Here is a 25,705-nt window from a genome sequence, read left to right as displayed (position 1 = left end):
ATGAATAATGTGTTCAAACAAATATATCCTGTACATGATGGGATTTACTTATGTTCTGAAAGCGGCCACTATTATTCTGATTTGGATAATAAGAGGATGAGTAAACTAGTTGCTGAATGTATCTCTAAAGGATGGAGGAAGACTGTTAAAGAAAATTTTTATGATAATCCATTTCTATTTAACATCATTACGGATGAATCCAGAGCGGACTGGCAGTATCTATTGCCATTGACAGAAGATTCAGTTGCATTGGATATTGGTGCGGGATGGGGGACTATTTCCGTCCCGCTTGCACGTAATATTAAACATGTTGTTGCATTAGATGGAACCTTAGACCGTCTTCAATTTCTGTCTACCAGAGCAAAGCAAGAAAATATAGAAAATATTACGGTTATTCACGCAGACATATTTAAGCATCCTTTTAAAGAGGAGGGTTTTGACTTAGTTTCCTTTAATGGAGTTTTAGAGTGGGTGGGACTTAATGATCTGGGCCAGAACCCACAAGAAAGACAGAAAGAGGCTTTAAGGATAGCATACAGTTTACTCAAACCAGGAGGCTATTTATACATTGGGATTGAAAACGCTCTGGGGCTAAAATATTTGCTTGGGGAACCTGACGATCATACTGGCATTAAATACATTAGTTATTTGAGTAGAGAAGAAGCCAACGAAATGAATTTAAAGTGGAATAAAAATGAATATAGTACCTATACGTACACAAAGCAGGGTTATCAGGAATTGTTGGAGCTCTCGGGTTTCAATAATGTTGACTTTTTCTATCCGCACCCTGATTACAAACGAATTGAATTTTTATACAACTTGTCTGAAAACAATGTATCGAGCTATTTAGTCGAATTTTTACGTTACGCAAAATCCAACTCATCAATTAGTGAACGGGTAAATGACTTGGAGAGGTTTTTAATCGAATATGAACAGTTAAGTCCGTTTCCTGCTTCTTATAGTATTTTTGCTCGTAAGGAGGAGAACTAATGATACCTCAGATCAAAAATTATGTAGAAACAAATTGGAACCGATTTTTCGAAATTAAGCCTTCGAATTTTCAATTTCTTTTATTATCTAATCCTCAGGGGAAAAAGATTACGCATGGAAAATGCACGGTACTTATTTTTAAAGACCACGAAGCCAAGCCTACCCTAGTCGCCAAATTTTTAAGGGATCGTAAGGGACGCCAAGAGAAGATCGTCGGAGAATATAAAATTCTTGATAAAATTAGTGGTTGGGGTCGAGCTCCTCAACCTTTTGATTTGTTAAGAATAAACAATCGCTATGTTTCATTTGAAGAATTTAAGCCAGGCATTTCTCTTAAGTCGAGATTGCAACGAATGGTCAACAAACTTTCTTTAAATAAATTAGAAGATGTTATTAATCAGGTTCGTTCAGACTTTCGTAATACGGGAGTCTTATTGAACGGCTTTGGAAGTATTGAGATACCAACTCTCGAAATAGATGAGGACAGTAACTATGCACACAAAGCATTAGAAAACTATGATGGACTAACTTCTTTATTAAGCTTGTCCGATAACAATCTTGAACTATTAAAAAAGATGGTTGAGGATTACAAGGAAATCGATCAGCCAGCAAAAATGGTGCATTTTGATGTAACCCCATCAAATATAATAGTAGATAAAGGGGAACTCAAACTTATTGATTTTGAATTCAGTACCCATTCTAAAAGCTATTTTCTAGATCCGTTTAGATTTAGTTTTTATTATTTTTATTTACTTTATGAGTTGAATTTGTTCCGCGGCCTTTCATGTGAAGCAAGCTTTTATTATTTTTTTGTGGAAAATGAAATCACACAGAGTATAGTCCATGAGTTTTTTGAAGCCACTATTGAAGGGTATAGACAAGAATCGCTTTTTCATTATATGTCTTTATTTTTGTTGAGTAATTTACAACTTCAAATAGATGAAACTGATTTTATTAATGATGGTTTTGTTGCGCAAACCAATAATCTGTTGACTATTTCACTGGATGTTATCCAGAATAATGAAGTAAATTTAACTATTTATGAGAGTAAAGTAGTTGAAATGACTGATGAAGAGGTTAGAATTGAGTACGGGAAATGCCAAGATGTAATTACGAAATACGAAGCCGCAATTCAGGAAAAAGATCAACAATTGGCACAAAACCTCGAATATATAGAGCATTGTCATAAGGTGGTAGCTGAGAAAGACAAGGAACTATTGAAAAACACTGAATATATTGAGCATTGCCATGCTACAATTACTGAAAAAGATGAGCAATTAGAGGAGAATAATCGATATATTTCCTTGTGTCATAATTCAATAAAAGAAAAAGATGAGCATTTAGCGGTTTTACAAGAGAATATCTCACAAAAAGAACAATCACTTGTAGACTTGAAAGCGCAGTTGATGCAGCATGAACAGCTTATTGCGAGTTTGCAAGAAAAACTAAATCAAAATCCATTTGTTAGAGCTTTTCAAGAATTCAGAAAAAGGTGAGAATTAAAAATGGAAGTGCGATCCTGTGATATTATTATTCCCGTGTATAATGCACCAGAAGAATTAGAAGAATGTGTACAGTCATTATTTCGTTATACTAATTTAAAAAATAATAGAGTTGTAATTATTAATGATTGCAGCCCTGATCCTAAGGTGAATGAATATCTCGCTACCTTAGATAAACAGGAAGGTTTAGTTATTCTGCAAAATGAAGAAAATTTGGGTTTTGTAGGTACAGTTAACAGAGGTATGTCCTTCTCACAGGAAGACGTAGTTCTGTTGAATAGTGACACGGTTGTTACCGCTGGATGGTTAGAAAAGTTAAAAGAGGTGGCCTATTCAGATAAATCTATTGCAACAGTTACGCCGCTAACAAACAATGGAAGTATTTGCTCTGTTCCGAAATTTTTAGAAGATAACTCAATTCCCGAGGGTTATACAGTAGAAAGTTTCGCACATTTTATTGAGAATATCTCTTTAAAAGAATATCCTGAAATACCTACCGCAGTAGGATTCTGTATGTATATTAAAAGAGAGATTATCGATGAGATTGGATTGTTTGATCAGGAGACATTTGGTAAAGGATACGCGGAAGAAAATGATTTCTGTTGCAGAGTTATTGAGCATGGCTATAAAAATGTACTTGATGATCACACATTTATATACCATAAAGGCTCTATGTCTTTTAAAGGTAAGAAACTAGCTTTATTAAACAAAAATCTAAAAACTTTAAATGCCAGATATCCTTATTACGAGAAAGATGTCCATGATTTTATTGTTAAGAATCCATTGAAACGTATACATGAGAATATAACCATCAGATTACCACATTATGTTGACTCCTACAAAACTCGCGGTAATATACTTTATGTTCTTCATAATTTTTTTGACGAGAGCTACACACAGCCAATTGGTGGTACAGAGTATCATGTTAAGGATATCGTATCGGAGTTAGAGGATTATTATGCATTTGTATTAGTAACAAATGGAAATGAGTTGGTGCTAAAACAGTATTTTAAGGGAAATTTTGTTGCAAAATATCATTTTCCTTTACATGATCCTATCTCAATACAACATTTTCATCATCAAGAATATAGTAAAATTGTAGAAAAAATCTTGGGGACGTTTGAGATCAGCCTTGTGCATATACATCATTTGATCAGACATTCTTTTGATATCCCTCATATTGCTCATAAATTTAATATACCAGTAATTTTTACTTTGCATGATTACTATTTAATCAGTCCAAAAGTGAATTTGTTAGATGAGAATAATAAGTATATTTTAGAAAGTGGAAATGAAGAAGAAAAATTCAACTCTTCCTTGAGAGCTGCTTATGGATTTCATACTCCATTTATTAAGAAATGGAGCGAAAAAGTTGAAGATATGATTAGTAAAGTAGACCGATTTATTACACCTTGTGATTTTACAAGAGATTTATTTATAAAGTACTTTCCTTCATTAGAAAGCAGAATTTTTGCTATTGAACATGGAGTTACTATTGAGAATAATTTAGCAGACTCTGAAATTTCATCTGTGAAATCAGAGGGAAAAGAAATTAAAGAATGGAATATTGGATTTTTAGGAGGACTTGCACCTAATAAAGGTAGTGATCTGATTTATAAATTGATCACGAAGTATCCTAAAAATAATATTAAATGGCATCTAATTGGTGGTTTAGGTGATCAGAAATTAAATTTATTGAATCAAAATAATCTTCAAAAACATGGAGAGTACAAAAGAGAAGAACTGACCCATATTATAAAACAATTGGATCTGGATTTGGTTTGTTTGTTATCTCCATGGCCTGAGACATTTTCTTATACGTTAACTGAAGCTTGGCTGCATGATGTACCTGTCCTAGTTACTCCTATGGGAGCCCTTAAAGAAAGAGTTAATAAGGTCGGCGGTGGCTGGGTGTCCCAATCACTTGAACTAAGCGATGTTATGAAGAAACTGGATGAAATTATTGATGATGGCCAAGAAGAACTGGCTAGAATTAAAATTAATATTAGAGAGTATAAGTTTAAAACAAAATTAGAGATGGTAGCTCAATATACAGAATTGTACAATAGATTTGAAGTTTCCAAAGAGGACACTAATATAATAAATGTATTCGATAATGCTAAATTGCTTGTCTCTTTAAAATATTACTTTCCTCACGATAGTAATATAACTTCTCATGAGTACCAGAATCAGCTTAATCAATTAGAAACTGAACTAATGAACATGAGAAATACAATCGGATGGAAGGTTTTGACTAGGCTTAGAAACAATAATAAAGGTGCTTTGAAAGTGGGCAAGAAGCTAATTTATTTTGTTCTCAAGTTTAAAGCCATAAAAAGATAAATGAGTGGAATCAATATGGATTAGCATTTCTATATATGTTCTATTGGTAAATTGAACAGATGAATCCTGCTTTTCAACGTAGGATTCTTTCTTTATTTGAGTTATTTACAGAACTTATTTGGTAGACACATTAATTTCAATGAAAGAGTTGATCATTTGAGTCAGACATCACAACTACTCGAAAAACGAATGATTGCAAAAGAAAATAACTTTGATTTTATCAGGCTTGCTGCTGCAGTCATGGTATTGCTCTCACACTCCTATCCAATATCAGGGAATCCAAATGAATTTTTTGGGAAAATCACTAATGGCCAATGGCCTCTTGGAGGGTTATCTGTTGCTGTCTTTTTTGTTATTAGTGGCTTTTTAATAAGTATGAGTTTTGATAAAACCAAAAGTAAGTTCCGGTTTATTTTCAATAGAATTTTAAGAGTTTTTCCGGGCTTGATATGTGCTGTTTTATTTTCAACCTTCGTCATTGGGGCTGTTGTAACAAATAATACTCTAAGTGAGTATTTAACTAATCCTCAGACATATGATTATTTAAAGAGTTCATTCCTTTTTCCAGTTTACTATGAATTACCAGGAGTTTTTACTGATAATATTTATCCCGGCTCTGTAAATGGTTCATTGTGGACCCTGCCGTATGAGGTTCTATTTTATGCATTAGTTCTTATTATAGGATCTATAGGTTGTTTTAGTCATAAGGCTCGCGAATCAGTGTTTCTTTTATTTGTGTTGGTCTTATATATGAATATATTCTCACCTCATATTTTTGATAATTATAACTTTTACGGGATAAGTATGGGGAGTGCCAACTATCTCTTAGGCTATTTTCTGGCAGGTATAATTATGTATTGTTATAGAGATAAAATCATTATTTCGAGAAAGCTGATGCTATGCTCATTTATAGTTATACTAATAAGCTTTAAATTTGGTGGTTTGAAAGAAGCTTTTATGATTTTTGGAAGCTATCTTGTTATTTGTTTTGCTTACTCTCAAAAAATAAAAATGTATAAAATAAATAAGTATGGGGATTTTACTTACGGCATGTATATTTATGCCTTTCCTGTTCAGCAATTTGTTACTTGGATTTTCGGTGGTGGCAAGATGAATACCTTTCTTCACTTTTCTGTGTCTTTCATTATTTGTTTGACTTGTTCGTATTTATCTTGGCATCTAGTTGAAAAGAAATTTTTAAGTTTAAAATCACTTTATAAGAACAAGAAGGAGCCTGAGCATGAGCAATTTGAAGTCGTTTCTTCCTAAATCCTCAATGCACCTTTTAATAGCAAGTGTGCTTGCTGTAATTTTATCTCTAGCTTCAACCGTTGCTTTCTTGAAGATTTATGCTAACGGCAAACAAGTTTATCATGACATAATTGCTGGGAATATCGTATGGTCTGATCAATTCAAGAGTTTAGATTACTCAATAGTCTACTGCTTCATTCTCTGTTTCTGTTTGTTCTTAATTCCCTTAATATATTTTGTGAATAAAAAAAGCATAGCAAAAATACCGATGAATCCATCAGGGATTTTCTTATCGAAAAATGCATTAATTTGCTTCTTTTTCTTGTTCTATGCGGTCAGTTTTTATTTTTTTAGTGGGAATAGCTCTTTTATTTACGTCTCTATGTTATTATTTATAACTTACTTTGTTATTGAATGTAAAAAAGTAGATTCCACGTATAAAGAGCAAGCTTTTGTAAGTTTTATTGTATCGCTTACCTTTTCCTATTTCGCAATTATAACGCTGCTTTTCGTGTATAGTTTTTTCAATCCAAATCCTTCTTACAAATTAGCACAGATTTTACCCGAAGTACTAACTTTGTTAATTTGGATGCTTCAACTAGCGATTTATTTTTATGCTGAGCGTCTTTTAAGCAGTCTGACAAAGATTTTAATGTATTTTTCTCAATTAATACTTCCTTTTATAACACTGGCATTAGTGTTTGGTGTATACCAGACGGGAAGCAAAATTGAATTGCACAGGAGCAATTATACACTAGCTGTTATGGCTTCTATAGCTGTTATACTTTTTATTTACACGTTCCTATTGATTTTAAAACATAGACGAAATGAAGTTCGCAATGTATGGGATTACATATTCTGGCCTTCATTAATACCGTTGACGATCATTATGTTATATTCCACTCCTGTTTATGGTGGCTTTGTTTCAGATGATTTTCATTTAGGGGAAATTTTCATGCCCTTGCAACAAATGCTGAATTATGGAATGAAACTTAATGTGGATGTAATGTCAATACAGGGGATAATGGGTCCAATGTATAGTCTTGTTAATGATTATATTTTTAATGGGAATCTATCAAGTATCAACTATACATTTGTTGCATTTCCTATAATTATTGGCACCATGGTAGTGCTGCTTATAAAAAAATTATATGGTTCTAAATGGGCTTTTTTATTCATTATATTTTCTTTACCTATATTATTTGAATCCGGCATGAACAGAACTTATTTAATAGTTCCTTACGTACTGATTCTTTTTCACAAAGATACACTTTCCAATCCTGTAAAGTGGGTCATTTTTTATTTTTGGATGTCTTTAATTCATTGTTTGTATAACCCGTCCATGGGTGCGGCTTTAACATTGGCCTTTTTACCTCTATTTGGTCTCATGTTATATAGGTCGATAAAGCTTAAGTTATGGAGTAAGGTGTTTTTTAAACACAAATTATTATTCTGTAGTTTAGTGGTGATCCAACTTTTCATTTTAGCAATGTTATTCCCAACATTATGGGGGACTGTTCAATTTATTCTTGATAATGGCTCTGCAAATACTCTAGCATACGGAATTAGTCTTTTTTCCGAAGCCCAAACTTCTCCTGATTGGTTTCCTAAGCCATTCCCTTACGATAAACTAAATAGATTACTCTGGGAGTCGATTAGAATTGGAGGATGGGTATTTACTCTGCTTCTTTTTGTAGGAGTAACAATTTTTAATGTAAAAAAAGTGATTTCTTTCAATAAAGAAAAACAGACTTATCTTATGATATTGTACTGTACTGTATCAATTGTTTTCTTGATATTAATAACCGGCTATAGCTTAGGTCGCTTAGATTCTGGTTCGATGCATCGTTCTGGATCAGTTACTTTTATATGTTTTGCTTTTTTAATACCAGCTCGGTACGTCTTTTTTCTTAAAAATAAGTTTAACAGTGTAGCTTATCATATATATTTAATCGTATTTGCAATATTGTTAGGTTCTGTGGCAACTTTCGGACAGCAACAGGCTTTTAGAATTACTGAAAAACTAATGCAACCAATGCTTATACCAGACAATGCTATTTTTGTGAATGGTGCAAAGCAAGGGCTTCCTGATGTTGGTGAGGGATTTATTGGTAAGGATAGATGGAAAGAAATGTTGGATTTTAAAACAGTACTAACAAAAATGTTGAAAGAAGGGGAGACTTACGCGGATTTAACAAACAGGACACTTTTTTATGAAATAACGAACAAAAGAGTTCCTACTTTTTATTCTGCTGATTATCTTGCTGTCAATGAAGAGATACAAGAAAAAATGATAAAAAATCTTGATAAAGAAAAACCGCCATTAGTTTTTATTGGTCCAGCAATCCGGCATGATGGAGGCCCAGCATCAATACGTGCTTATAGATTATATAAATGGTTTTTAGAAAGAGACTACGTATACTATCAGTATAATTCGCTTCAATTTTTGGTGAGCAAGCAGAGACTGTTGGAAACTAAAGCTTCTGAAGATACAACTGATGCCGATGAAAATGAATTAAGAATAATTTTTCATCAAAAGGATTTAAAATCGTTACCGGTTGCTTGGGGAAGAAACTTTAAAGAGATGAAGGATCGGTTTCAATCTGTACCGGACAATATGTCCTTGTCTGGATCTAATGAGGTTGTCAAAGAAGCGGATGGGAGCATAATAGCCAACGGTAATGATCCATATGTGAACTTTAAACTTGATCATTCTGTAAAAGGGGAAAATGCTGACTTTTTATTAATTGACCTCAACACGATAGGCTCTCAGGAACCTTTTCAAGGCCAGCTTTTTTGGAATAGTAGTAACAGAAAAAGTGAGAAGTATGATGAAGATCATTCTTTCTTATTCAATGTGGTTAGTGGACAATTATTAATACCTTTAGGTTCGGATCCAGACTGGCTGAGAAACACTCATAGTGAGTTAAGATTCGACATTGGGGATAAGGCTAATGTAAAAGTTAAGATTAATTCTATTCAATTGGTTAAGCTAGTAAAATGACTAGATAGAAGTTGAGCTAACTGGCATAAGCACAATATTATCGTTGCTTGTTAAGCTCTGGTTACCGTTTATCCACCGACTATGATTTCAAAGCGCATTATTGAAGGTGCAATCCCAATTGATAATAATGTTGTTAAATTATTGATAGACAATAATGTTTCTAGTTTGGAAGTGAATAACAAACTATTACCGATTTATAAAATAGCTTCTCAAATAATTCTTCATAATGAAAAATTATTTTACAAGTGATAGAATAAACATTAAATATACTGTTAGGGGATTATAATGCTATTATTGTTGCTCTTTTTAGCAATGCTTTTTAACATTGTCGCTCAAATCACCTTAAAACATGGAATCAATATATTGAATTTTACCGGGATCAGCTTGCAATCACTTCTAAAGTTGTCTACCTCTCCTTATATATGGTCTGGTGCGATTTTATATGGTGTTAGCTTTGTATTCTATATCTTTGCTTTGTCTCGGGGTGAATTGGGGAGAATTTCGCCTGTGTCGCAGGCATTGACTACGCTAGGTATTGTTGCAGTATCTGTTTTGATTTTCCACGAGCCGATAACTGTTTTTAAACTTGTGGGCATTATCTTGCTGATTATTGGTACTATCATTATTTTCTATTAACTAAGAATACAAAAGGTGGCACTAACAAAAGGGGAATGACTTTTTTGAATTACGATTATGTTATCTTTGGCGCTGGGATATACGGTCTATATGCTGCTCACTTATTAGCAAAGAAGGATCTAAATGTAGCTGTAATTGAATTTGATGACAAACCTTTACAACGCGCAAGTTATATTAACCAGGCCAGGGTTCACAACGGGTATCATTACCCAAGAAGTGTTTCTACTGCTGCAAAATCTGCTCATTATTATGAACGATTTGTCCGTGATTTTTCTTTTGCTATCAACGATAGATTTAAGAAAATATATGCGATTTCTGCGAATGATTCCTTGACAAATGCCGAGCAGTTTCAGCATTTTTGTGATTATGTTGAAGTACCCGCCGTGGAGGTTAACAGCCGAGTATATTTTAATCCGGGAACAGTGGAAGCAGCATTTGAAACGATGGAGTATAGCTATGATGCTAATTTAATTCGTAAGTGGTATATGGAGAAGTTACAGGGTTTTAAAAATGTATCACTGGTTTTCAATAAACTAATCGACAAGGTTAGCACTGAAGAAGAGCACTATGCACTTCGTTTTACTGATGGATCTAATTTTACAGCCTCCAACATACTTAATGCAACATATGCGAGTATTAACCAGATTCTACGTAAGTTTGACTATGAGTTATTTTCAACAAAATATGAAATATGTGAAGTGATTATGACGGAAGTAACCAAAAACGTTCAAGACGTAGGAATTACTGTAATGGATGGGCCTTTTTTTTCTTTGATGCCTTTTGGAGAAAGTGGGTATCATTCTCTTACGTCTGTTGGACATACTCCACATGAGTCGTCTTTTAACGCTTTACCTGAATTCTCTTGTCAAAAATACAATGATGCTTGTAGTGCAACGCAATTAAGCAATTGCAACACTTGTCAGGTTAGACCTTACACAGCTTGGACAAGAATGAGCCAATTGGCTAAAAAGTATCTTAATCCTGAAATTCAAATAACCTACAAAAAATCTCTGTTTGCTGTAAAGGCATTAATTAGTGCTTCGGAGCTTGATGATTCTCGACCTACTGTTATTAAAGAGTTTTCAGAGAACCCGAGATTTGTATCTGTTTTTTCTGGGAAGTTTAACACCATCTATGATTTGGAGGAAGTGCTATGAAAGAGCAGGTTTTTGTTTCTACTGTTCTGTATGCGCACAATAATGAACAAGAAATTGCGCAGGCATTAACTGAATTAGATCGCACCATGATGACATATTTTCAACACTATGAGATTATACTGGTTAATGATTTTAGCCAAGACAAGACGCTGGAGAACGCACATAGTGCAATAGAGAATATTTACGGGGATACTACAATTATTAATCTGTCCAGAAAACACGGTGTTGAGCATGCCATGATGGCTGGGCTTAATAAATCTATGGGGGACTTTGTGTTTGAAATCGAGTCTCTATTTATTGATTTTAATTTAGACATGCTCTATAACATGTTTAAAACGGCAACTGGAAAAGGGTTTGATATTGTCGCTGCTACGTCTGGACAAGCTGGTTGGAAATCTCGAATCTTTTATAGGATTTTGAATAAGGTGTCTTATTTGAATCTATCTCTTTCTACGGAGACTGCACGCTTAGTGACGCGCCGTGCTTTAAACGCTATGCTGAATCTTAGAGAAAAAGTAAGGTATAGAAAAGCACTTTATGAGCTTACGGGTTATTCTAAAACCTTGATTAATTATAAGCCTGTCAATAGACTGACTGGTAGGAAAGTAAATCGGGAGAATATTTCGTTAGCTGTAGATGCATTGGTTTCGTTTTCTCATTTTGGGTTAAGAGCAGCTCATCTTCTTACGGGTGTATTTTTCTTGTTTTCTTTGTTCATGGGGGGGTACGCTTTATATAATTACTTTTTTAATCAGTCAGTTGTACAAGGTTGGACTACACTTATGATTTTAATCTCTCTTGGTTTTGCAGGGCTGTTTTTTATCGGTGGGATTATTGGAGAGTACACTTCACGCATATTAATTGAGATCCAAAATCGCCCTTTTTACAGTACTAAGTCTGTAGAAATGTATAAAGAGAAAAAGCCAAGACTAGAATTAATTAAAGAAAAAGAGAGTGCTTCTGGTCAATAAGGAAGGAGAAATTGTTGTGATGAAGAATTGTCTTGTAGGATTTACCGGGTATGTAGGCTCCACTTTACTTGCACAGACAGCATTTGATGAGTTGTACAATTCGTCCAATATTGAGACTATTAAAGGTAAGGAATATGATTTAGTGGTATGTGCAGCGGCCCCAGCTGTCAAATGGAAGGCCAATCAAGCCCCTGAGGAAGATCTTGCTAATATTAATCAACTGATTTCTTGTTTAAAAGAGGTCAAGGCTCAAAAGTTTGTACTCATTTCTACAGTTGATGTATATAGTACTCCTATCAAAGTTGATGAGTCGGCGAATATACAAGCAGAAACAGCAGAGCCTTACGGAAAGCATCGTTTTTATTTAGAACAATTCGTTACCAACACTTTTCATGACCATTTGATTATTCGTCTCCCTGGCCTATTTGGTAAAGGACTTAAGAAAAATTTTATTTATGATCTAATTCACGATAATGCTTTACATTTAACCCATCATCTAAGTGAATTTCAATTTTATGATATGAAACATTTATGGGATGATATTCAAATCGCACTTGCTAATTCGCTAACCTTAGTAAACTTTGCTACAGAGCCTGTCAGTGCAAAAGAAATTGCTCGGGCTGGGCTGAATATTAACTTTTCCAATGAAACGGAGAAAAAGCCTGTCTCATATGACATGAGAAGTCAGTATTCTCATATTTTCAGTGACAGTGATAATAAAGAATATATGAAATCTAAAGAAGAAGTTCTACTGGAGATTAAAGCATTTATTGAGGGAGAAAAGAGGGTACTTCAATGAAACTTTCTATTTCCAATATTGCGTGGAATAGTAATGAGGATGAAGAGATCATTTTGTTGCTAAATAAACTTGGCATTCGTGGGTTAGAAATTGCCCCTACTAAATTTTGGGAACGTCCATTAGATTGTGAAACTAGTGAACTACTACAATTTAGGCAATATTGGGAACAAAGAAATATTCATTTAGTTGCTATGCAATCATTATTATTTGGACAGCATGGGTTGGCTTTATTTTCAGATGTTGAATCTCGTAATAAGTTAAAAGATTATTTGAGCGGTATAATGGGCTTGGCGGGTAAAATAGGAGTTAAATCACTAGTATTTGGATCTCCTAAAAACCGACTTTCCAATGGACTATCTAAGAATGAGCAACTGGACATTGCTATTCCATTTTTTGCGGAACTTGCTGAGGCTGCTGTTACAGAAAATGTAACCTTGTGTATAGAGCCCAATCCCTCTCAATATGGTTGTGATTTCATTACGAATAGTGAAGAAGGTTTACAACTGGTTCGAGAAGTGGACCATCCAGGTTTTCAATTGCATCTGGATGCGGGTGCTCTTACTTTAAATAATGAGAATATTTCTTCAGCTATCGGAAAATGCATGCCTTATTTAAGTCATTTTCATATTAGCGAACCTTATCTAAATAAGGTCGGGGACAAGGAAAGTGTCTCAACGCATAGGAAAATAGCAGAGGTGCTTAAAGAAACAGGCTATAGAAATTGGGTTTCTATTGAAATGAAAAATGGGGACAATCCAAATGTAGCTAATGTTGAACAAGCTCTAATATACGCTTCAGAAATTTACGCTTAATAAGGAGAATATCCCGCCAATGAATGTTATTGAAAATAAAAATTGGGAAATTCCTAATTTTGAGCTTAAAGAATTCAAGTCGAAAAGTAGTAAATACTGTGTGTGTATTCCTGTTATTAACGAAGGAGTTAAAATTCAAAAACAACTTAACAAGTTAAAATCACTTGCAGAAACTGTTGATATTATTATTCTAGATGGTGGGAGCACCGATGGTTCTTTAGATGAATCATTTCTTTTAGATAATCATGTAAGAGCTATTCTAGTTAAAAAAGATAAGGGTAAGTTGAGTGCACAACTGCGGATGGGATTCGCTTACGCATTACAAGAGCAGTATGAGGGCATCATTACTGTGGATGGGAATAATAAAGATAGCGTTGAGTCAATTCCTGAGTTCATTCAGAAACTTGACGAAGGGTATGATTTTGTTCAAGGTTCAAGGTATGTACCAGGAGGTAAGGAAATAAATACTCCTATCTCGAGAAAACTTGCTATTAAACTTATTCATGCACCGTTTATATCACTAGTTGCAGGATATCATTATACAGACACTACCAATGGATTTAGGGCCCATTCTGCTCGGTTTTTAAAAGATCCCCATTTACATCCTTTTAGAGATGTTTTTGAGACTTACGAGCTTTTGGGCTATTTGTCAGTTAAAGCGCCCAAATTCGGCTATAAAGTTACGGAGATTCCAGTTGAACGCTCATATCCAAAGGGAAAGATACCTACTAAGATTAGCCCATTGCGAGGGAATATGCTGCTTATTAAAATATTGTTAAACTTATATTTGCGCAAATATGATTCCAAAAATAATCTGAAAGTAAGTAAGGAGGAGCAATGAAAGGTATAATTCTTGCAGGAGGTACAGGCTCTCGCCTCTACCCCTTAACCAAAGTAACAAATAAACATCTGCTGCCTGTGGGTAAATATCCAATGATTTTCCATTCCGTATCCAAGCTCAAGCAAGCTGACATACACGATATCCTTATCGTTACAGGTAAAGAGCATATGGGGGATGTCGTTAACCTTCTTGGTAGCGGCCGTGAAATGGGCGTAACATTCACTTATAAAGTTCAGGATGAGGCAGGTGGGATCGCACAAGCCCTTGATCTGGCTGAACAATTTGTAGGTGATGATCAAATGGTTGTTATTTTGGGCGATAATGTATTTGAAGATGACATTGCACCATTTGTGGATAATTTCCGCAATCAAATCACGGGGGCGAAGATCCTTCTTCAACAGGTTCAAGATCCACACCGTTTTGGAGTGGCAGAGCTTCAAGAGGAACGGATTGTATCTATTGAAGAAAAGCCTAAAGATCCAAAAAGTAATTATGCTGTAACAGGTATTTATATGTTCGATCATAGTGTCTTTGAAATCGTAAAAACGCTTGAACCTTCAGCTCGTGGAGAACTTGAGATCACTGACGTTAACAATGCATATATTGCTAATGGAACATTGACATATGATATTCTTCAAGGATGGTGGACGGATGCTGGAACTCACCCATCACTTGCGCGTGCTAATGAATTGGTCAAGGATATCGTATTTGGTGAAGAGTTTGGAAAGCTAAAGCTTTAAAATAAAGGGAGGATGCGGACAAATGAAGGTAATCCCTTTGGAACTGGAAGGTGCAAAAATCATTGAACCCGTGGTTCATGGTGATCACCGTGGTTTTTTTATGGAAAGTTACAATGAGCAAATCATGAAAAAAAACGGAATTAATCATGTTTTTATTCAGGATAATCAGTCCTTATCTGCAGAAGCTGGCGTGATCCGCGGGTTGCATTACCAGCTTGATCCTAAAGCGCAGACCAAACTCATTCGGGTGCTATCTGGAGCTATATACGATGTGATTTTGGATATTCGAAAAAGTTCTCCAACATTCGGTCAGTGGGTTGGGGTGATCTTAAGTGAACATAATAGACGTCAGTTACTGGTACCTAAAGGATTTGCCCATGGGTTCTGTACGCTTGCTCCTAATACTCAGGTGCTGTATAAGGTAGACGAATATTATTCACCTGAAAACGACCGAGGAATCCTGTGGAATGACCCTGCACTGAGGATTGATTGGCCGACTTCTCATGCTATTCTTTCAGAGAAGGATCAGAAGCACCCGACATTGACCGACGCAGACATTAATTTTGATTAGAGGGATAATAAGCTACCGTTTATTCCATTCTGTTTCAAAAGCATATGTTATATGTATTAAAGCACGTTTTAGGAGGCTTGTATGAAACTTCTTGTCACCGGCGGGGCCGGATTTATTGGCAGTAACTTTGTATTGTATATGTTAAAACAGTATCCAGATTACGAAATTGTGAATATTGATGCCCTTACGTATGCAGGTAACCTGGAAAATTTGAAATCCATTGAAAATCACCCCAAACATACCTTTGTGAAAGCAGATATTACCGATGCACAAGCGATTGACCAGTTGATGCAGCAGGGAATTGATGTGGTGGTGAATTTTGCGGCAGAGTCGCATGTGGATCGGAGTATTTTGGAGCCGGAAGTGTTTGTGAAAACAAACGTATTTGGTACACAGGTACTGTTGGACGCAGCCAAGAAATATAATGTGACCAAGTTTGTACAGGTATCGACAGACGAAGTATACGGCTCGCTGGGTGAAACAGGCTTGTTCACGGAAGAAACACCACTTCAACCTAACAGTCCTTACTCAGCTTCGAAGGCAGGCGGAGACCTGCTAGTTCGTGCATATCACGAAACGTTTGGTTTGCCTGTGAACATCACACGTTGTTCCAACAACTATGGCCCATACCAGTTTCCTGAAAAGCTGATCCCGCTGATGATCTCACGTGCGCTGAGTGACCAGCAGCTCCCCGTATACGGGGATGGCTTGAATATCCGCGATTGGTTGTATGTGGAGGATCATTGCAGTGCAATTGATCTGGTTATTCATCAGGGTAAGCTTGGTGAGGTGTACAATATCGGCGGCAATAACGAGCGGACCAATGTACACATCGTTAAAACAGTATTGGAGGAGCTGGGCAAGCCAGAATCTCTAATTTCGTATGTACAGGATCGTCCAGGACATGACCGTCGTTACGGTATTGACCCAACCAAAACCATGAACGAGTTGGGCTGGAAGCCAAAACACTCTTTTGAAACGGGCATTAAAGAAACGATTCGTTGGTACTTGGACAACAAAGAATGGTGGACTCGCATTCAGACTGGCGAATACCAACAATATTATGCTAAGCAGTATGGTTCTCGCTTGGGGGATGCGTAAAGATGAAGGTACTGGTTACTGGAGCATCCGGTCAACTCGGTAAAGACGTAGTAAAGGTTTTTCAGGAACAAGGACATGATGTCCTTGGATACGATCGGGAACAGCTGGATATCACGGATTTGGAGCAGGCCGTGGAGATTGTAGGCCAATATCAACCTGACGCTGTCATCCACTGTGCAGCATATACAGCAGTGGATGCAGCGGAGTCCGATGTAGATGGGGCTTATCAAGTAAATGCGGCAGGAACACGTAATATGGTACTCGCTGCTGAAAAAGTAGGAGCTAAGCTGGTTTATATCAGCACGGATTACGTGTTCGATGGAACAGCAGAGCACCCTTACCATGAGTATGATAATACGAATCCGCAGAGCATCTACGGAAAGTCCAAACGGGCGGGTGAGGTTTTGACCCAGACACTTTCCTCCAGGTACTTTATTGTTCGTACATCTTGGGTATATGGATTGTACGGGAACAATTTTGTTAAAACGATGCTGAAGCTTGGACAGGAAAAGCCGCACCTTCAGGTCGTGGACGATCAGAAGGGTTCACCTACCTATACGGTGGATTTGGCTCGCTTTTTAGCGGAGTTGGTTCAAACCGAGAAGTACGGCGTATATCATGCGTCCAACAGCGGCTTCTGTACCTGGTATGAGTTTACCCAAGCCATTTTGCAGGATGCGGCGGAAATATTAGGTGCCAAGATCACAGCAAAACTGGAGCCGTGCAGTACAGAGCAATTCCCCAGACCAGCTGCACGCCCACGTAATTCCGTGATGGAACATATTGCTATCCGAACAAATGGACTGAATGATTTGCGTGCTTGGCGTGAAGGACTGCAGGATTTTTTAAAAGAGTATCTAGCAAGTTCGAGCAAGTAAAGGTACGCTATACCTACAGCGATCTCCCATCATTTTATGATTGGGAGATTTTATTATGTAGACACATATGTCGATTAGTTTCAATGAGTATTATAATGCATAAGACAGGTAACGGATTATTCACATAGTCGCTGATCATCTGTAGTTTGTTTTTTATGAAGAAGCAAGAAATATTTCATACAATTCAATCATTATTCGGCTATAAGGAGGGCATCATTCTGAACAGGCCCAGCGTACAAATTTTATTATCTACATATAACGGAGCAGTTTATCTAGAGGAACAAATTGAAAGCTTGTTAAATCAAAAGGACGTAGATATTCAGATTTTAATCCGTGATGATGGCTCTACGGATAGTACAGTCCTTAAGTTAAATGCTTTGAAGCAGCAATATCCCCACCAAATCATTTTATTTCCCGAAAGCAACAAAGGGGTTATTGAGAGTTTTTTTAATCTGATTCAAAGATCGTCTGAGACATTCGATTATTACGCATTTTGTGATCAGGACGATGTGTGGATGCCGAACAAGCTTGTCCAAGCGGTATCTCTTCTTATTGAAAAAGAGGAGGGCCGACCGTTGATGTACTGTTCTGCCACGCAAATGGTTTCTCACAGGCTGGAACCTCTTAAAGTATGGCCAGCAGATATCCCTAAACCGTTATCTTTTTATAATGCTTTAATTGAGAATGTATGTGTAGGATGTACTATGGTGATCAACAAAGAAGCACTCCAATTAGTGAAGAAGAGAATTCCGACTTCTTTGAAAAACGTTATTATGCATGATTGGTGGATTTACTTAGTTGTATCTTCTTTTGGTGAGGTTGTTTTCGACCCTAAACCCTCCATTTTATATCGTCAGCACCAAAACAATGTACTAGGGGGTTCTACGGATGGCTGGATAAGCAAGTGGAGAAAGAGGCTGAAAAGATTTGCACAAGGAAAAAATCGCTATATTCTAAGCAAACAAGCTCAGGAGTTCATTCAACTATACGGACAAGACATGTCTGCTCAAATGTATAAAGATATGAATCAATTCCTGGACAGCCACCAAAAGGGCGTATTTTCTCGTATAAAATATATTTGGCAATCTCCATTTTATAGACAGTCACGAATGGACAACTGGATCTATAAGCTGGTTTTCATACTGGGGAAATTATAGAGGCATGGCGAAAAACGTTTGCAACTTTTTTCCATATATAAGCGTCAAATAATCAAAGGTACAAACGAATACTAGATAAAAAACCATCGAATGCGTGTTCCTTTATGGAAAAATATAGTATAATTGAAGAGTGCAACCGATATAGGCTGACAAGGGCGGTCGGCTAACTCTCCCGAGGAGGGGGGTGAAGCCTGTGACAGTGTTTGAGGCGCTCAGTTTAATGCTGACGTTCGGGGCGTTGATCGTCACACTGTTAGAGTTTAACAAACGAAAATAGACCGCCCCCGCAAGGAAGGGTCTATTTTCGGCCTGATGTTCCAAAACCGTCCGCTCTTGGGAGCGTCGGTTGCGCAGGGGCTGGCTGGCACCAGCCCTTTTTCCATGTATATCTTACCACGATGATTTTTAGACCTCAAGAATTTTGCAAAATCCTGCTGCTGTGTAAGGTTACAAGTTATGTGGTTTTTTGCGCCCCCGTGGTCTGCGCGGTATGCTATAATAGTCGATAGTAGAATAGATTACTGAATTTGTCAGGAGCGTTTTAAATATGGATGTAAGCATACTGGTCGTCAACTATAATACATGCCGTTTGACGCTGGATTGTTTGCAGTCGGTGTATGCGTCAGAGACGCAATATCGATATGAAGTGATTGTTATCGACAATCACTCCAGTGATGGATCTGTGGACGCTATTCGTGCTGTATATCCGGAGATTACCTTGATTGCCAATGAGGATAACACAGGCTTTGCCAAGGCAAACAATCAGGGAGTGGAAGTGGCCAGCGGGCGTTATGTATTACTGCTGAATTCCGATACGTTGGTGCAGCCAGACACGCTGGATACAATGATTCGGTTCATGGATACGCATCCGGAGATGGGAGCATCGGGCTGCAAGGTCATTTTACCGGATGGCTCGCTGGATAAGGCCTGTAAGCGTGGGTTTCCAACGCCGTCTGCATCTTTTTATTACGCCTTCGGCTGGTCGAAGCGTTACCCGGATAACCCGAAGTATAATCAATACCAGCTCGGGCACTTAAGCCCGGATGATGAGTATCCAGTGGATGTGCTGGTGGGTGCTTTTATGCTGGTTCGTCGGGAGACGATTGAGCAGGTCGGCGGCTTGGACGAAACCTTTTTCATGTATGGCGAGGACATTGACTGGTGTTACCGGATTAAGCAGGCGGGGTGGGGCATTTACTACTATCCGCGCACATATATTATTCATATCAAAGGGGGCAGCGCTCGCCGTCGTCCCTTGAAAATTATTTACGAGTTTCATAGAGCAATGTGGGTCTTCCACCGCAAGCATTATAAACAGCAGTACAACTGGATCACTAATATGGCTGTCTACGCGGGAATTACGGTGAAATTTGGAATGGCCTTTTTGAAAAACAAGCTCACTGCACCGGTCAAACCGGACAGCGGCGAACAATCTCGTACCGAGGTGAAAGCATGATACGCAGAAATCAACGTTTTTTAACCCAATTGTATATTGTGGCGGATTTCGCGGTCATTCAGCTATCCTTTCTGATCGCTTGGTTCTTCAAATTCGAAAGTGAATGGATTACCTATCAAGAGCCGCTTCCTATTCAAGTTTATGGTGGCTGGAGCGTGATCTACGGTCTGATTGCTGTGGTGCTGGGGATGTTATTCTCCCTCTATTCGCCCAAACGCAAAAAACGGTTTGCAGATGACGTATTTCGCGTCACCCAGATTCATATTGTTGGCCTGTTCGTGCTGTTGAGTGTCATGTTTTTCGTGAAGCAAATCGACATTTCGCGGTCCTATCTGGCGATCTATATGATTGGGAACGTACTGCTTATTTTATTTTATCGATATTTTTTGAAACAGGTACTTAAAGTTCTCCGCCAAAAAGGCTACAACAAGCAGTTCATGCTCATTCTCGGGGCGGGTTCGCTGGGCCAACGATTTTATCATAATCTTGGACAGTACCCAGATTTGGGATATGAGGTCGTAGGATTTTTGGATGATAAGCGCCACTGGGATGAAGAGGAAGAAGCCCATTTCCGCCCGATTCTCGGAGGATTAGATCAATTGGAGGCAACGCTGTCGCGCCTGATGATTGATGAGGTTATTCTGGCTCTACCGCTGGATGCGCATGATAAGTACCCCAAGATTATCAACATGTGTGAAAAGGCGGGGGTACGCACGCTCATCATTCCCGACTTTTTTGACTACTTGCCAGCTCGACCGTATTTTGATAACTTTGCAGGCATGCCAATGATCAATGTACGGGATATTCCGCTGGATGTGGCGGGGAACCGATTGTTTAAGCGTTTGTTCGATATTCTGTTCTCATTGTTCGCTATTATTCTAACTTCTCCGGTTATGCTGGCAGTGGCGATTGGCGTGATGACGACATCGAGAGGTCCAGTCATTTTCAAACAGGAGCGGGTGGGCTTGAATCGGCGTACCTTCATGATGTACAAATTCCGCTCAATGAAGGTGCTGCCACCCGGGACTGACGATACAGGCTGGACGACGGCTAATGACCCGCGTCGAACACGTTTTGGCACCTTTATTCGTAAAACGAGTCTCGATGAGCTACCCCAGTTTTTCAATGTGTTGCTAGGAGATATGAGCGTCGTTGGCCCCCGCCCGGAACGTCCGTATTACGTGGATCAGTTCCGTGAGGAAATTCCTAAATATATGGTGAAGCACCATGTTCGTCCCGGTATTACAGGCTGGGCACAGAGCAACGGGTTGCGTGGCGACACGTCCATTGAGGAACGGATTAAGCATGATATTTTCTATATTGAGAATTGGTCGCTCTTATTCGATATTAAAATTATTTTCCGCACCATCCGCAACGGTTTCAAGAATGCGTATTAATCCAGATTCACCCTTCGGTTCAGCCGGAGGGTGTTTTTGTGTCTGGAAGTTGTTTTGAGCATGCGTATGCAGGGTATTGACCTGTACGAAAAGGATGTGACACCCTATGAAACGACTGATTGCGGCGGTCATTCTTTTAATGTTAATTGGCATGTTTTTATTGGCTTACAGGGGGCAATCCACGGAGGAGCATACCGGTTTTACCACCCATCGTGTGATTTCACATGCTAAGGGATCCGTTGACGGTTTGGCCTACACCAATGCGCGTGAAGCCATGGAGCTACGAGCAATTCAAAAACACCCCCATACATGGTTCCTATACTCCGGTGGATTGGAATGATGTATTGGATCTATTGGAGAAATACCCGGATGCCTATGTCGTGACGGACACGAAAGAACAGGACCCAGCACAAATCAAACAGTTATTTGCACAACTGACCCATCAGGCACAGGAGAAAAATCCGAATCTCTTGTCCCGCATTGTCCCGCAAATTTATGACGAAGAAATGCTGCGAACGTTGCGGAGCATTTATCCCTATACCTCCATTATTTATACGCTCTATGCCACACAAGATACGGACGACCAAATCATCCGGTTTGTACAACAAAACGATATAGCGGCAGTGACTTTACCAAAGAACAGAGTTAGTGGTGCTTTAGTGGAAAGTTTGCGGCAGGCGGGGGCGGTATGCTACGTGAATACAATTAACGATCTGAAAGATGCCGTTGACTACGAGCAGATGGGTGTGCGCGGATTCTATACAGATGTTTTAACGGAAAAGGAACTCCGAAAACGTAGCTGGCTGTACGCGTTACGGCCCTGAGATGCATGAGCGGAGTGTTCCCATTGGATACGAACATTGACACCTTTTAAGCACTGTCATAGACTTAGCATAGAACGCTTTTGGATATTGGAATCTGGCTAGACCGGATCGTAGCAAAAGCACAATGGATGCTGGGGGAATGTGTGTTGGCAGATTCGATTCAATCATGGAGGCATGTATTTAAGCTGGACCCTGACAAGGAACTGGACGATGAGGGACTGGATGCCGTTTGCATGTCTGGTACGGATGCCATTATGGTAGGAGGTTCGTCGGGCGTTACCTATGAAAATACGGTGGATTTGCTGTCGCGGATCCGGCGTTATGAGGTGCCGTGTGTGCTTGAAGTGTCCGATCTGGAGGCTGTGGTGCCGGGGTTTGATCTGTATATGATTCCAATGGTGCTCAATACCACTGACAGTAATTGGATCGTAGGACAGCACCAGCGTGCGATTGAGCAGTTTGGTTATATGATCCCTTGGGATTTACTTGTGACGGAAGGATATATTGTTTTGAATGGTGATTCTACGGTGGCCAAGCTTACCAGAGCGGATACATCACTCGATGCTTCATCTGCCGCTTCATATGCACAGGTTGCTGACAAGCTCATGCATCTGCCGATTGTATATGTGGAGTATAGCGGTGCCTTTGGAGATATGGAACTGGTACAAAAAATACATCGCAGTACGGAGCGCGCTCGTGTCCTATACGGAGGGGGTATCATGGATAAATCTACCGCGTTACAAGCGGCTGCCGTTTGTGACACCATTGTAGTAGGGAACATCATTTACCGTGACTTGGCGAAAGCGCTGGAGACGGTAGCTGTGAAGTTGGAAGTATAGAACGTGATTTTATGGAAGCTTGTAGAAAGGAGCATGCACGCATGCAATCAATAGATATACACGAGGCTGTAGCCCGCCTCAATCCGCCTCAGCGTCAGGCAGTGGAGGCGATAGACGGACCGTTGCTGATTATGGCTGGCGCAGGTAGTGGAAAGACCCGAGTGCTCACGCACCGGATTGCCTACCTCATTGCGACCCGTAAGACGGCTCCATGGGGCATTTTGGCGATTACCTTTACGAACAAGGCCGCGCGTGAAATGCAGGATCGCGTATCCAAGCTGATTGGCCCGCAGGGAAGAGATGTGTGGGTATCCACCTTTCACTCCATGTGTGTGCGTATTTTGCGTCGGGATATCGAGCGGATCGGATTTACCTCCAATTTCAGTATTCTCGATTCTACAGATCAGCTGTCTGTCATTCGGAGCTGTATGAAGGATCTGAACATAGACACCAAAAAGTTCGAACCCAAAGCCGTTCAGTCCATGATGAGTACGGCTAAAAATGAACTGGTCACTCCTGAAATGTATGAGCGCAAGATTGGCGATTATTTTGAGGGAATTGTGGCGAAGGTATATACCAAATACCAACAACGTCTCAAAAACAACAACTCGCTGGATTTTGATGATCTGATTATGGCAACGATTCAACTATTTAAAGAAGTACCTGAGGTACTGGATTTCTATCAGAAGAAATTCCAATACATTCATGTCGATGAATATCAGGATACGAACCGTGCGCAGTACATGCTGTGTAAAATGCTAGCTGACAAGCATCACCGGATTTGCGTAGTAGGTGACAGCGATCAGTCGATTTACCGTTGGCGTGGGGCGGATATCAGCAACATTTTGAACTTTGAAGAGGACTACCCGGAAGCACGTACCATTTTGCTGGAGCAAAACTATCGGTCAACCTCGAATATTCTGAATGCCGCCAATGAAGTGATTGGGCAAAATACGGGCCGCAAGCCGAAGAAGCTATGGACTGACAAAGAAGGCGGAGCCAAGATTAAAGTTTACCGGGCTGACTCGGAGCATGATGAGGGCTATTTTATCGCCTCGGAAATTCATAAAAATATCAATGCAGGCAAAACCTATAGCCATCATGCTATTTTGTACCGTACCAATGCTCAGTCACGGGTTGTCGAGGAAATTTTGATCAAATCGGATATTCCGTACCAGATCGTTGGCGGCATCAAGTTCTATGATCGCAAAGAGATTAAGGACTTGCTGGCGTACCTTCGCCTGCTCTCCAACCCTGATGATGATATCAGCTTGATCCGAATCATTAATGTGCCAAAACGGAGTATTGGGGATACAACGGTCGGAAAATTGCAAGCAGCCGCAGCGGAGCGTGGAGTTTCTATTTTCCGCGTGTTGCAGGTGGTAGATGATTTGGGCTTTGCCGGACGTACGCGCAATGCGCTTGTCGAGTTTTACGATATGATCGAAGGTTTGAGTCGGATGGTAGACTATCTGTCGGTTACCGAGTTAACAGAAAAAATGCTGGAAACCACCCAGTATCGACTGGAGCTGCAAAACGAGAATACGCTCGAATCACGCTCACGTCTGGAGAATATTGATGAGTTTCTGTCGGTAACGATGGAATTTGAAAAAGGAGCGGAGGACAAATCGCTGGTCTCCTTCCTGACCGACCTTGCTCTTATTGCGGATATAGATTCCATGAATGACGATGAAGAGGAACAAAGCGATGCAGTTGTATTGATGACCATGCATAGCGCAAAAGGACTGGAGTTCCCAATCGTATTTATTGTCGGTATGGAGGAGGGGGTATTCCCTCACAGTCGGGCCTTTTTGGATAATGAAGAGCTGGAGGAAGAGCGCAGGTTGGCGTATGTCGGGATTACCCGTGCAGAAGAGCAACTGTTCCTTACATGCGCACAAATGCGTACTCTGTTTGGTCGTACCACTGCTAATCCGCCGTCGCGCTTTCTCGAAGAAATTCCGGATGAGTTAAAAGAGGATACGATCATCAAAAAGGATCGCTACCGTCGTTCAGGAAATGTAGGAGGCTCTTATGGCGGGCGTGGACTGGGTAAAAGCAGTGGCAGTAACTTTGGTGGAGAGCGTTCCTTTGATACAATGAGTCGCAGTGGTTCGTCCGCTTCCGCGTCGCCGCGCGTAACCGTAACGACATCTTCATCTGCGAAACCAACTCCGGCTGCTTCGGCAGGAGGCCCCTCCATTTTTGCGGCCGGAGACAAGGTACAGCATGGTAAATGGGGAATTGGAACCATTGTGGCTGTCAAAGGTACAGGCAATGATATGGAGCTTCAGATCGCTTTCCCGGCTCCGGTCGGGGTTAAACGCCTGCTGGCTGGCTTTGCACCTATTACAAAAGTAGAATAAATCTCAAACATCATTAAATCTCGAACCTCACAGCGGCAGAGTGGCCTAGGCCTCTGCCCTGATGAAGTTC

The 25,705-nt window shown here is 39.3% G+C and carries 23 protein-coding genes; all 23 read left to right on the top strand.

All coding sequences use genetic code 11. From position 1 onward, the window contains the following. The 23 genes from HPL003_RS04175 (at position 1) to pcrA (ending at position 25,635) form a co-directional block, all read left to right on the top strand. Entirely contained in the window at positions 1-990 is a 990-nt protein-coding gene (locus tag HPL003_RS04175) for a class I SAM-dependent methyltransferase (RefSeq protein WP_014278364.1), read from the top strand. Further along, the gene (locus HPL003_RS04170) at positions 990-2,486 is read left to right on the top strand and encodes a protein kinase family protein (RefSeq protein ID WP_014278363.1); all 1,497 of its coding nucleotides are present in this window, start codon (positions 990-992) and stop codon (positions 2,484-2,486) included. The genes HPL003_RS04175 and HPL003_RS04170 overlap by 1 nt, the downstream gene beginning before the upstream one ends. 9 nt (positions 2,487-2,495) lie before the next feature. Then, positions 2,496-4,835 (top strand): glycosyltransferase, encoded by a 2,340-nt coding sequence (locus HPL003_RS04165; protein WP_014278362.1) that lies wholly within the window; start codon positions 2,496-2,498, stop codon positions 4,833-4,835. Between the two features lie 156 nt (positions 4,836-4,991). Then, a complete protein-coding gene (locus tag HPL003_RS04160) occupies positions 4,992-6,104 on the top strand; it encodes an acyltransferase family protein (protein WP_043922298.1) in 1,113 nt (370 codons plus the stop codon). Then, positions 6,076-9,090: a hypothetical protein gene (locus HPL003_RS04155; RefSeq protein ID WP_014278360.1), complete on the top strand. Its 3,015-nt coding sequence runs from the start codon at positions 6,076-6,078 to the stop codon at positions 9,088-9,090. The genes HPL003_RS04160 and HPL003_RS04155 overlap by 29 nt, the downstream gene beginning before the upstream one ends. A gap of 285 nt (positions 9,091-9,375) precedes the next feature. Further along, a complete protein-coding gene (locus HPL003_RS04150; RefSeq protein ID WP_014278359.1) occupies positions 9,376-9,726 on the top strand; it encodes an EamA family transporter in 351 nt (116 codons plus the stop codon). A 44-nt stretch (positions 9,727-9,770) separates the two neighbouring features. Beyond that, entirely contained in the window at positions 9,771-10,883 is a 1,113-nt protein-coding gene (locus tag HPL003_RS04145) for an FAD-dependent oxidoreductase (RefSeq protein WP_014278358.1), read from the top strand. After that, the gene (locus HPL003_RS04140; RefSeq protein ID WP_014278357.1) at positions 10,880-11,854 is read left to right on the top strand and encodes a glycosyltransferase; all 975 of its coding nucleotides are present in this window, start codon (positions 10,880-10,882) and stop codon (positions 11,852-11,854) included. Before HPL003_RS04145 ends, HPL003_RS04140 begins: the two co-directional genes overlap by 4 nt. A gap of 19 nt (positions 11,855-11,873) precedes the next feature. Next, on the top strand, positions 11,874-12,653 hold the full coding sequence (locus HPL003_RS04135) for an NAD-dependent epimerase/dehydratase family protein (protein ID WP_014278356.1): 780 nt from the start codon (positions 11,874-11,876) through the stop codon (positions 12,651-12,653). After that, positions 12,650-13,465, top strand: a complete 816-nt coding sequence (locus HPL003_RS04130; RefSeq protein WP_014278355.1) for a sugar phosphate isomerase/epimerase family protein — start codon at positions 12,650-12,652, stop codon at positions 13,463-13,465. The genes HPL003_RS04135 and HPL003_RS04130 overlap by 4 nt, the downstream gene beginning before the upstream one ends. Before the next feature lie 19 nt (positions 13,466-13,484). After that, positions 13,485-14,306: a glycosyltransferase family 2 protein gene (locus HPL003_RS04125; RefSeq protein WP_014278354.1), complete on the top strand. Its 822-nt coding sequence runs from the start codon at positions 13,485-13,487 to the stop codon at positions 14,304-14,306. After that, a complete protein-coding gene (locus HPL003_RS04120; protein ID WP_014278353.1) occupies positions 14,303-15,046 on the top strand; it encodes a sugar phosphate nucleotidyltransferase in 744 nt (247 codons plus the stop codon). Before HPL003_RS04125 ends, HPL003_RS04120 begins: the two co-directional genes overlap by 4 nt. Positions 15,047-15,068: 22 nt before the next feature. Beyond that, positions 15,069-15,617: a dTDP-4-dehydrorhamnose 3,5-epimerase gene (gene rfbC, locus HPL003_RS04115; RefSeq protein WP_014278352.1), complete on the top strand. Its 549-nt coding sequence runs from the start codon at positions 15,069-15,071 to the stop codon at positions 15,615-15,617. An 81-nt stretch (positions 15,618-15,698) separates the two neighbouring features. After that, complete coding sequence (gene rfbB, locus HPL003_RS04110; RefSeq protein ID WP_014278351.1) at positions 15,699-16,718, top strand: dTDP-glucose 4,6-dehydratase; 1,020 nt, start codon at positions 15,699-15,701, stop codon at positions 16,716-16,718. A gap of 2 nt (positions 16,719-16,720) precedes the next feature. After that, entirely contained in the window at positions 16,721-17,596 is an 876-nt protein-coding gene (rfbD, locus tag HPL003_RS04105) for a dTDP-4-dehydrorhamnose reductase (RefSeq protein ID WP_014278350.1), read from the top strand. A gap of 155 nt (positions 17,597-17,751) precedes the next feature. Next, positions 17,752-18,753: a glycosyltransferase family 2 protein gene (locus HPL003_RS04100; protein ID WP_014278349.1), complete on the top strand. Its 1,002-nt coding sequence runs from the start codon at positions 17,752-17,754 to the stop codon at positions 18,751-18,753. A gap of 184 nt (positions 18,754-18,937) precedes the next feature. Next, entirely contained in the window at positions 18,938-19,030 is a 93-nt protein-coding gene (locus HPL003_RS30410) for a putative holin-like toxin (protein WP_219727884.1), read from the top strand. 270 nt (positions 19,031-19,300) lie between these two features. Beyond that, entirely contained in the window at positions 19,301-20,209 is a 909-nt protein-coding gene (locus tag HPL003_RS04095; RefSeq protein WP_014278348.1) for a glycosyltransferase family 2 protein, read from the top strand. Continuing rightward, positions 20,206-21,606: an undecaprenyl-phosphate glucose phosphotransferase gene (locus tag HPL003_RS04090; RefSeq protein WP_014278347.1), complete on the top strand. Its 1,401-nt coding sequence runs from the start codon at positions 20,206-20,208 to the stop codon at positions 21,604-21,606. The genes HPL003_RS04095 and HPL003_RS04090 overlap by 4 nt, the downstream gene beginning before the upstream one ends. A gap of 106 nt (positions 21,607-21,712) precedes the next feature. After that, positions 21,713-21,946: a hypothetical protein gene (locus HPL003_RS29585; RefSeq protein WP_238533442.1), complete on the top strand. Its 234-nt coding sequence runs from the start codon at positions 21,713-21,715 to the stop codon at positions 21,944-21,946. Then, positions 21,933-22,430 carry a glycerophosphodiester phosphodiesterase family protein gene (locus HPL003_RS04085; protein ID WP_238533441.1) on the top strand — a complete coding sequence of 166 codons (498 nt, stop codon included), beginning with the start codon at positions 21,933-21,935 and terminating at the stop codon, positions 22,428-22,430. The genes HPL003_RS29585 and HPL003_RS04085 overlap by 14 nt, the downstream gene beginning before the upstream one ends. A 146-nt stretch (positions 22,431-22,576) precedes the next feature. Then, positions 22,577-23,269: a heptaprenylglyceryl phosphate synthase gene (gene pcrB, locus HPL003_RS04080; RefSeq protein ID WP_014278346.1), complete on the top strand. Its 693-nt coding sequence runs from the start codon at positions 22,577-22,579 to the stop codon at positions 23,267-23,269. A 41-nt stretch (positions 23,270-23,310) separates the two neighbouring features. Next, positions 23,311-25,635, top strand: coding sequence for a DNA helicase PcrA (gene pcrA / locus HPL003_RS04075; RefSeq protein ID WP_014278345.1), 2,325 nt, complete (start codon positions 23,311-23,313; stop codon positions 25,633-25,635). Positions 25,636-25,705: the final 70 nt, after the last annotated feature.

The organism is Paenibacillus terrae HPL-003 (assembly GCF_000235585.1).
Taxonomy (GTDB): Bacteria; Bacillota; Bacilli; order Paenibacillales; family Paenibacillaceae; genus Paenibacillus; species Paenibacillus terrae_B.
Note: the sequence above shows the minus strand (reverse complement) of the source record. Positions and strands in the feature narration are given on the sequence as shown.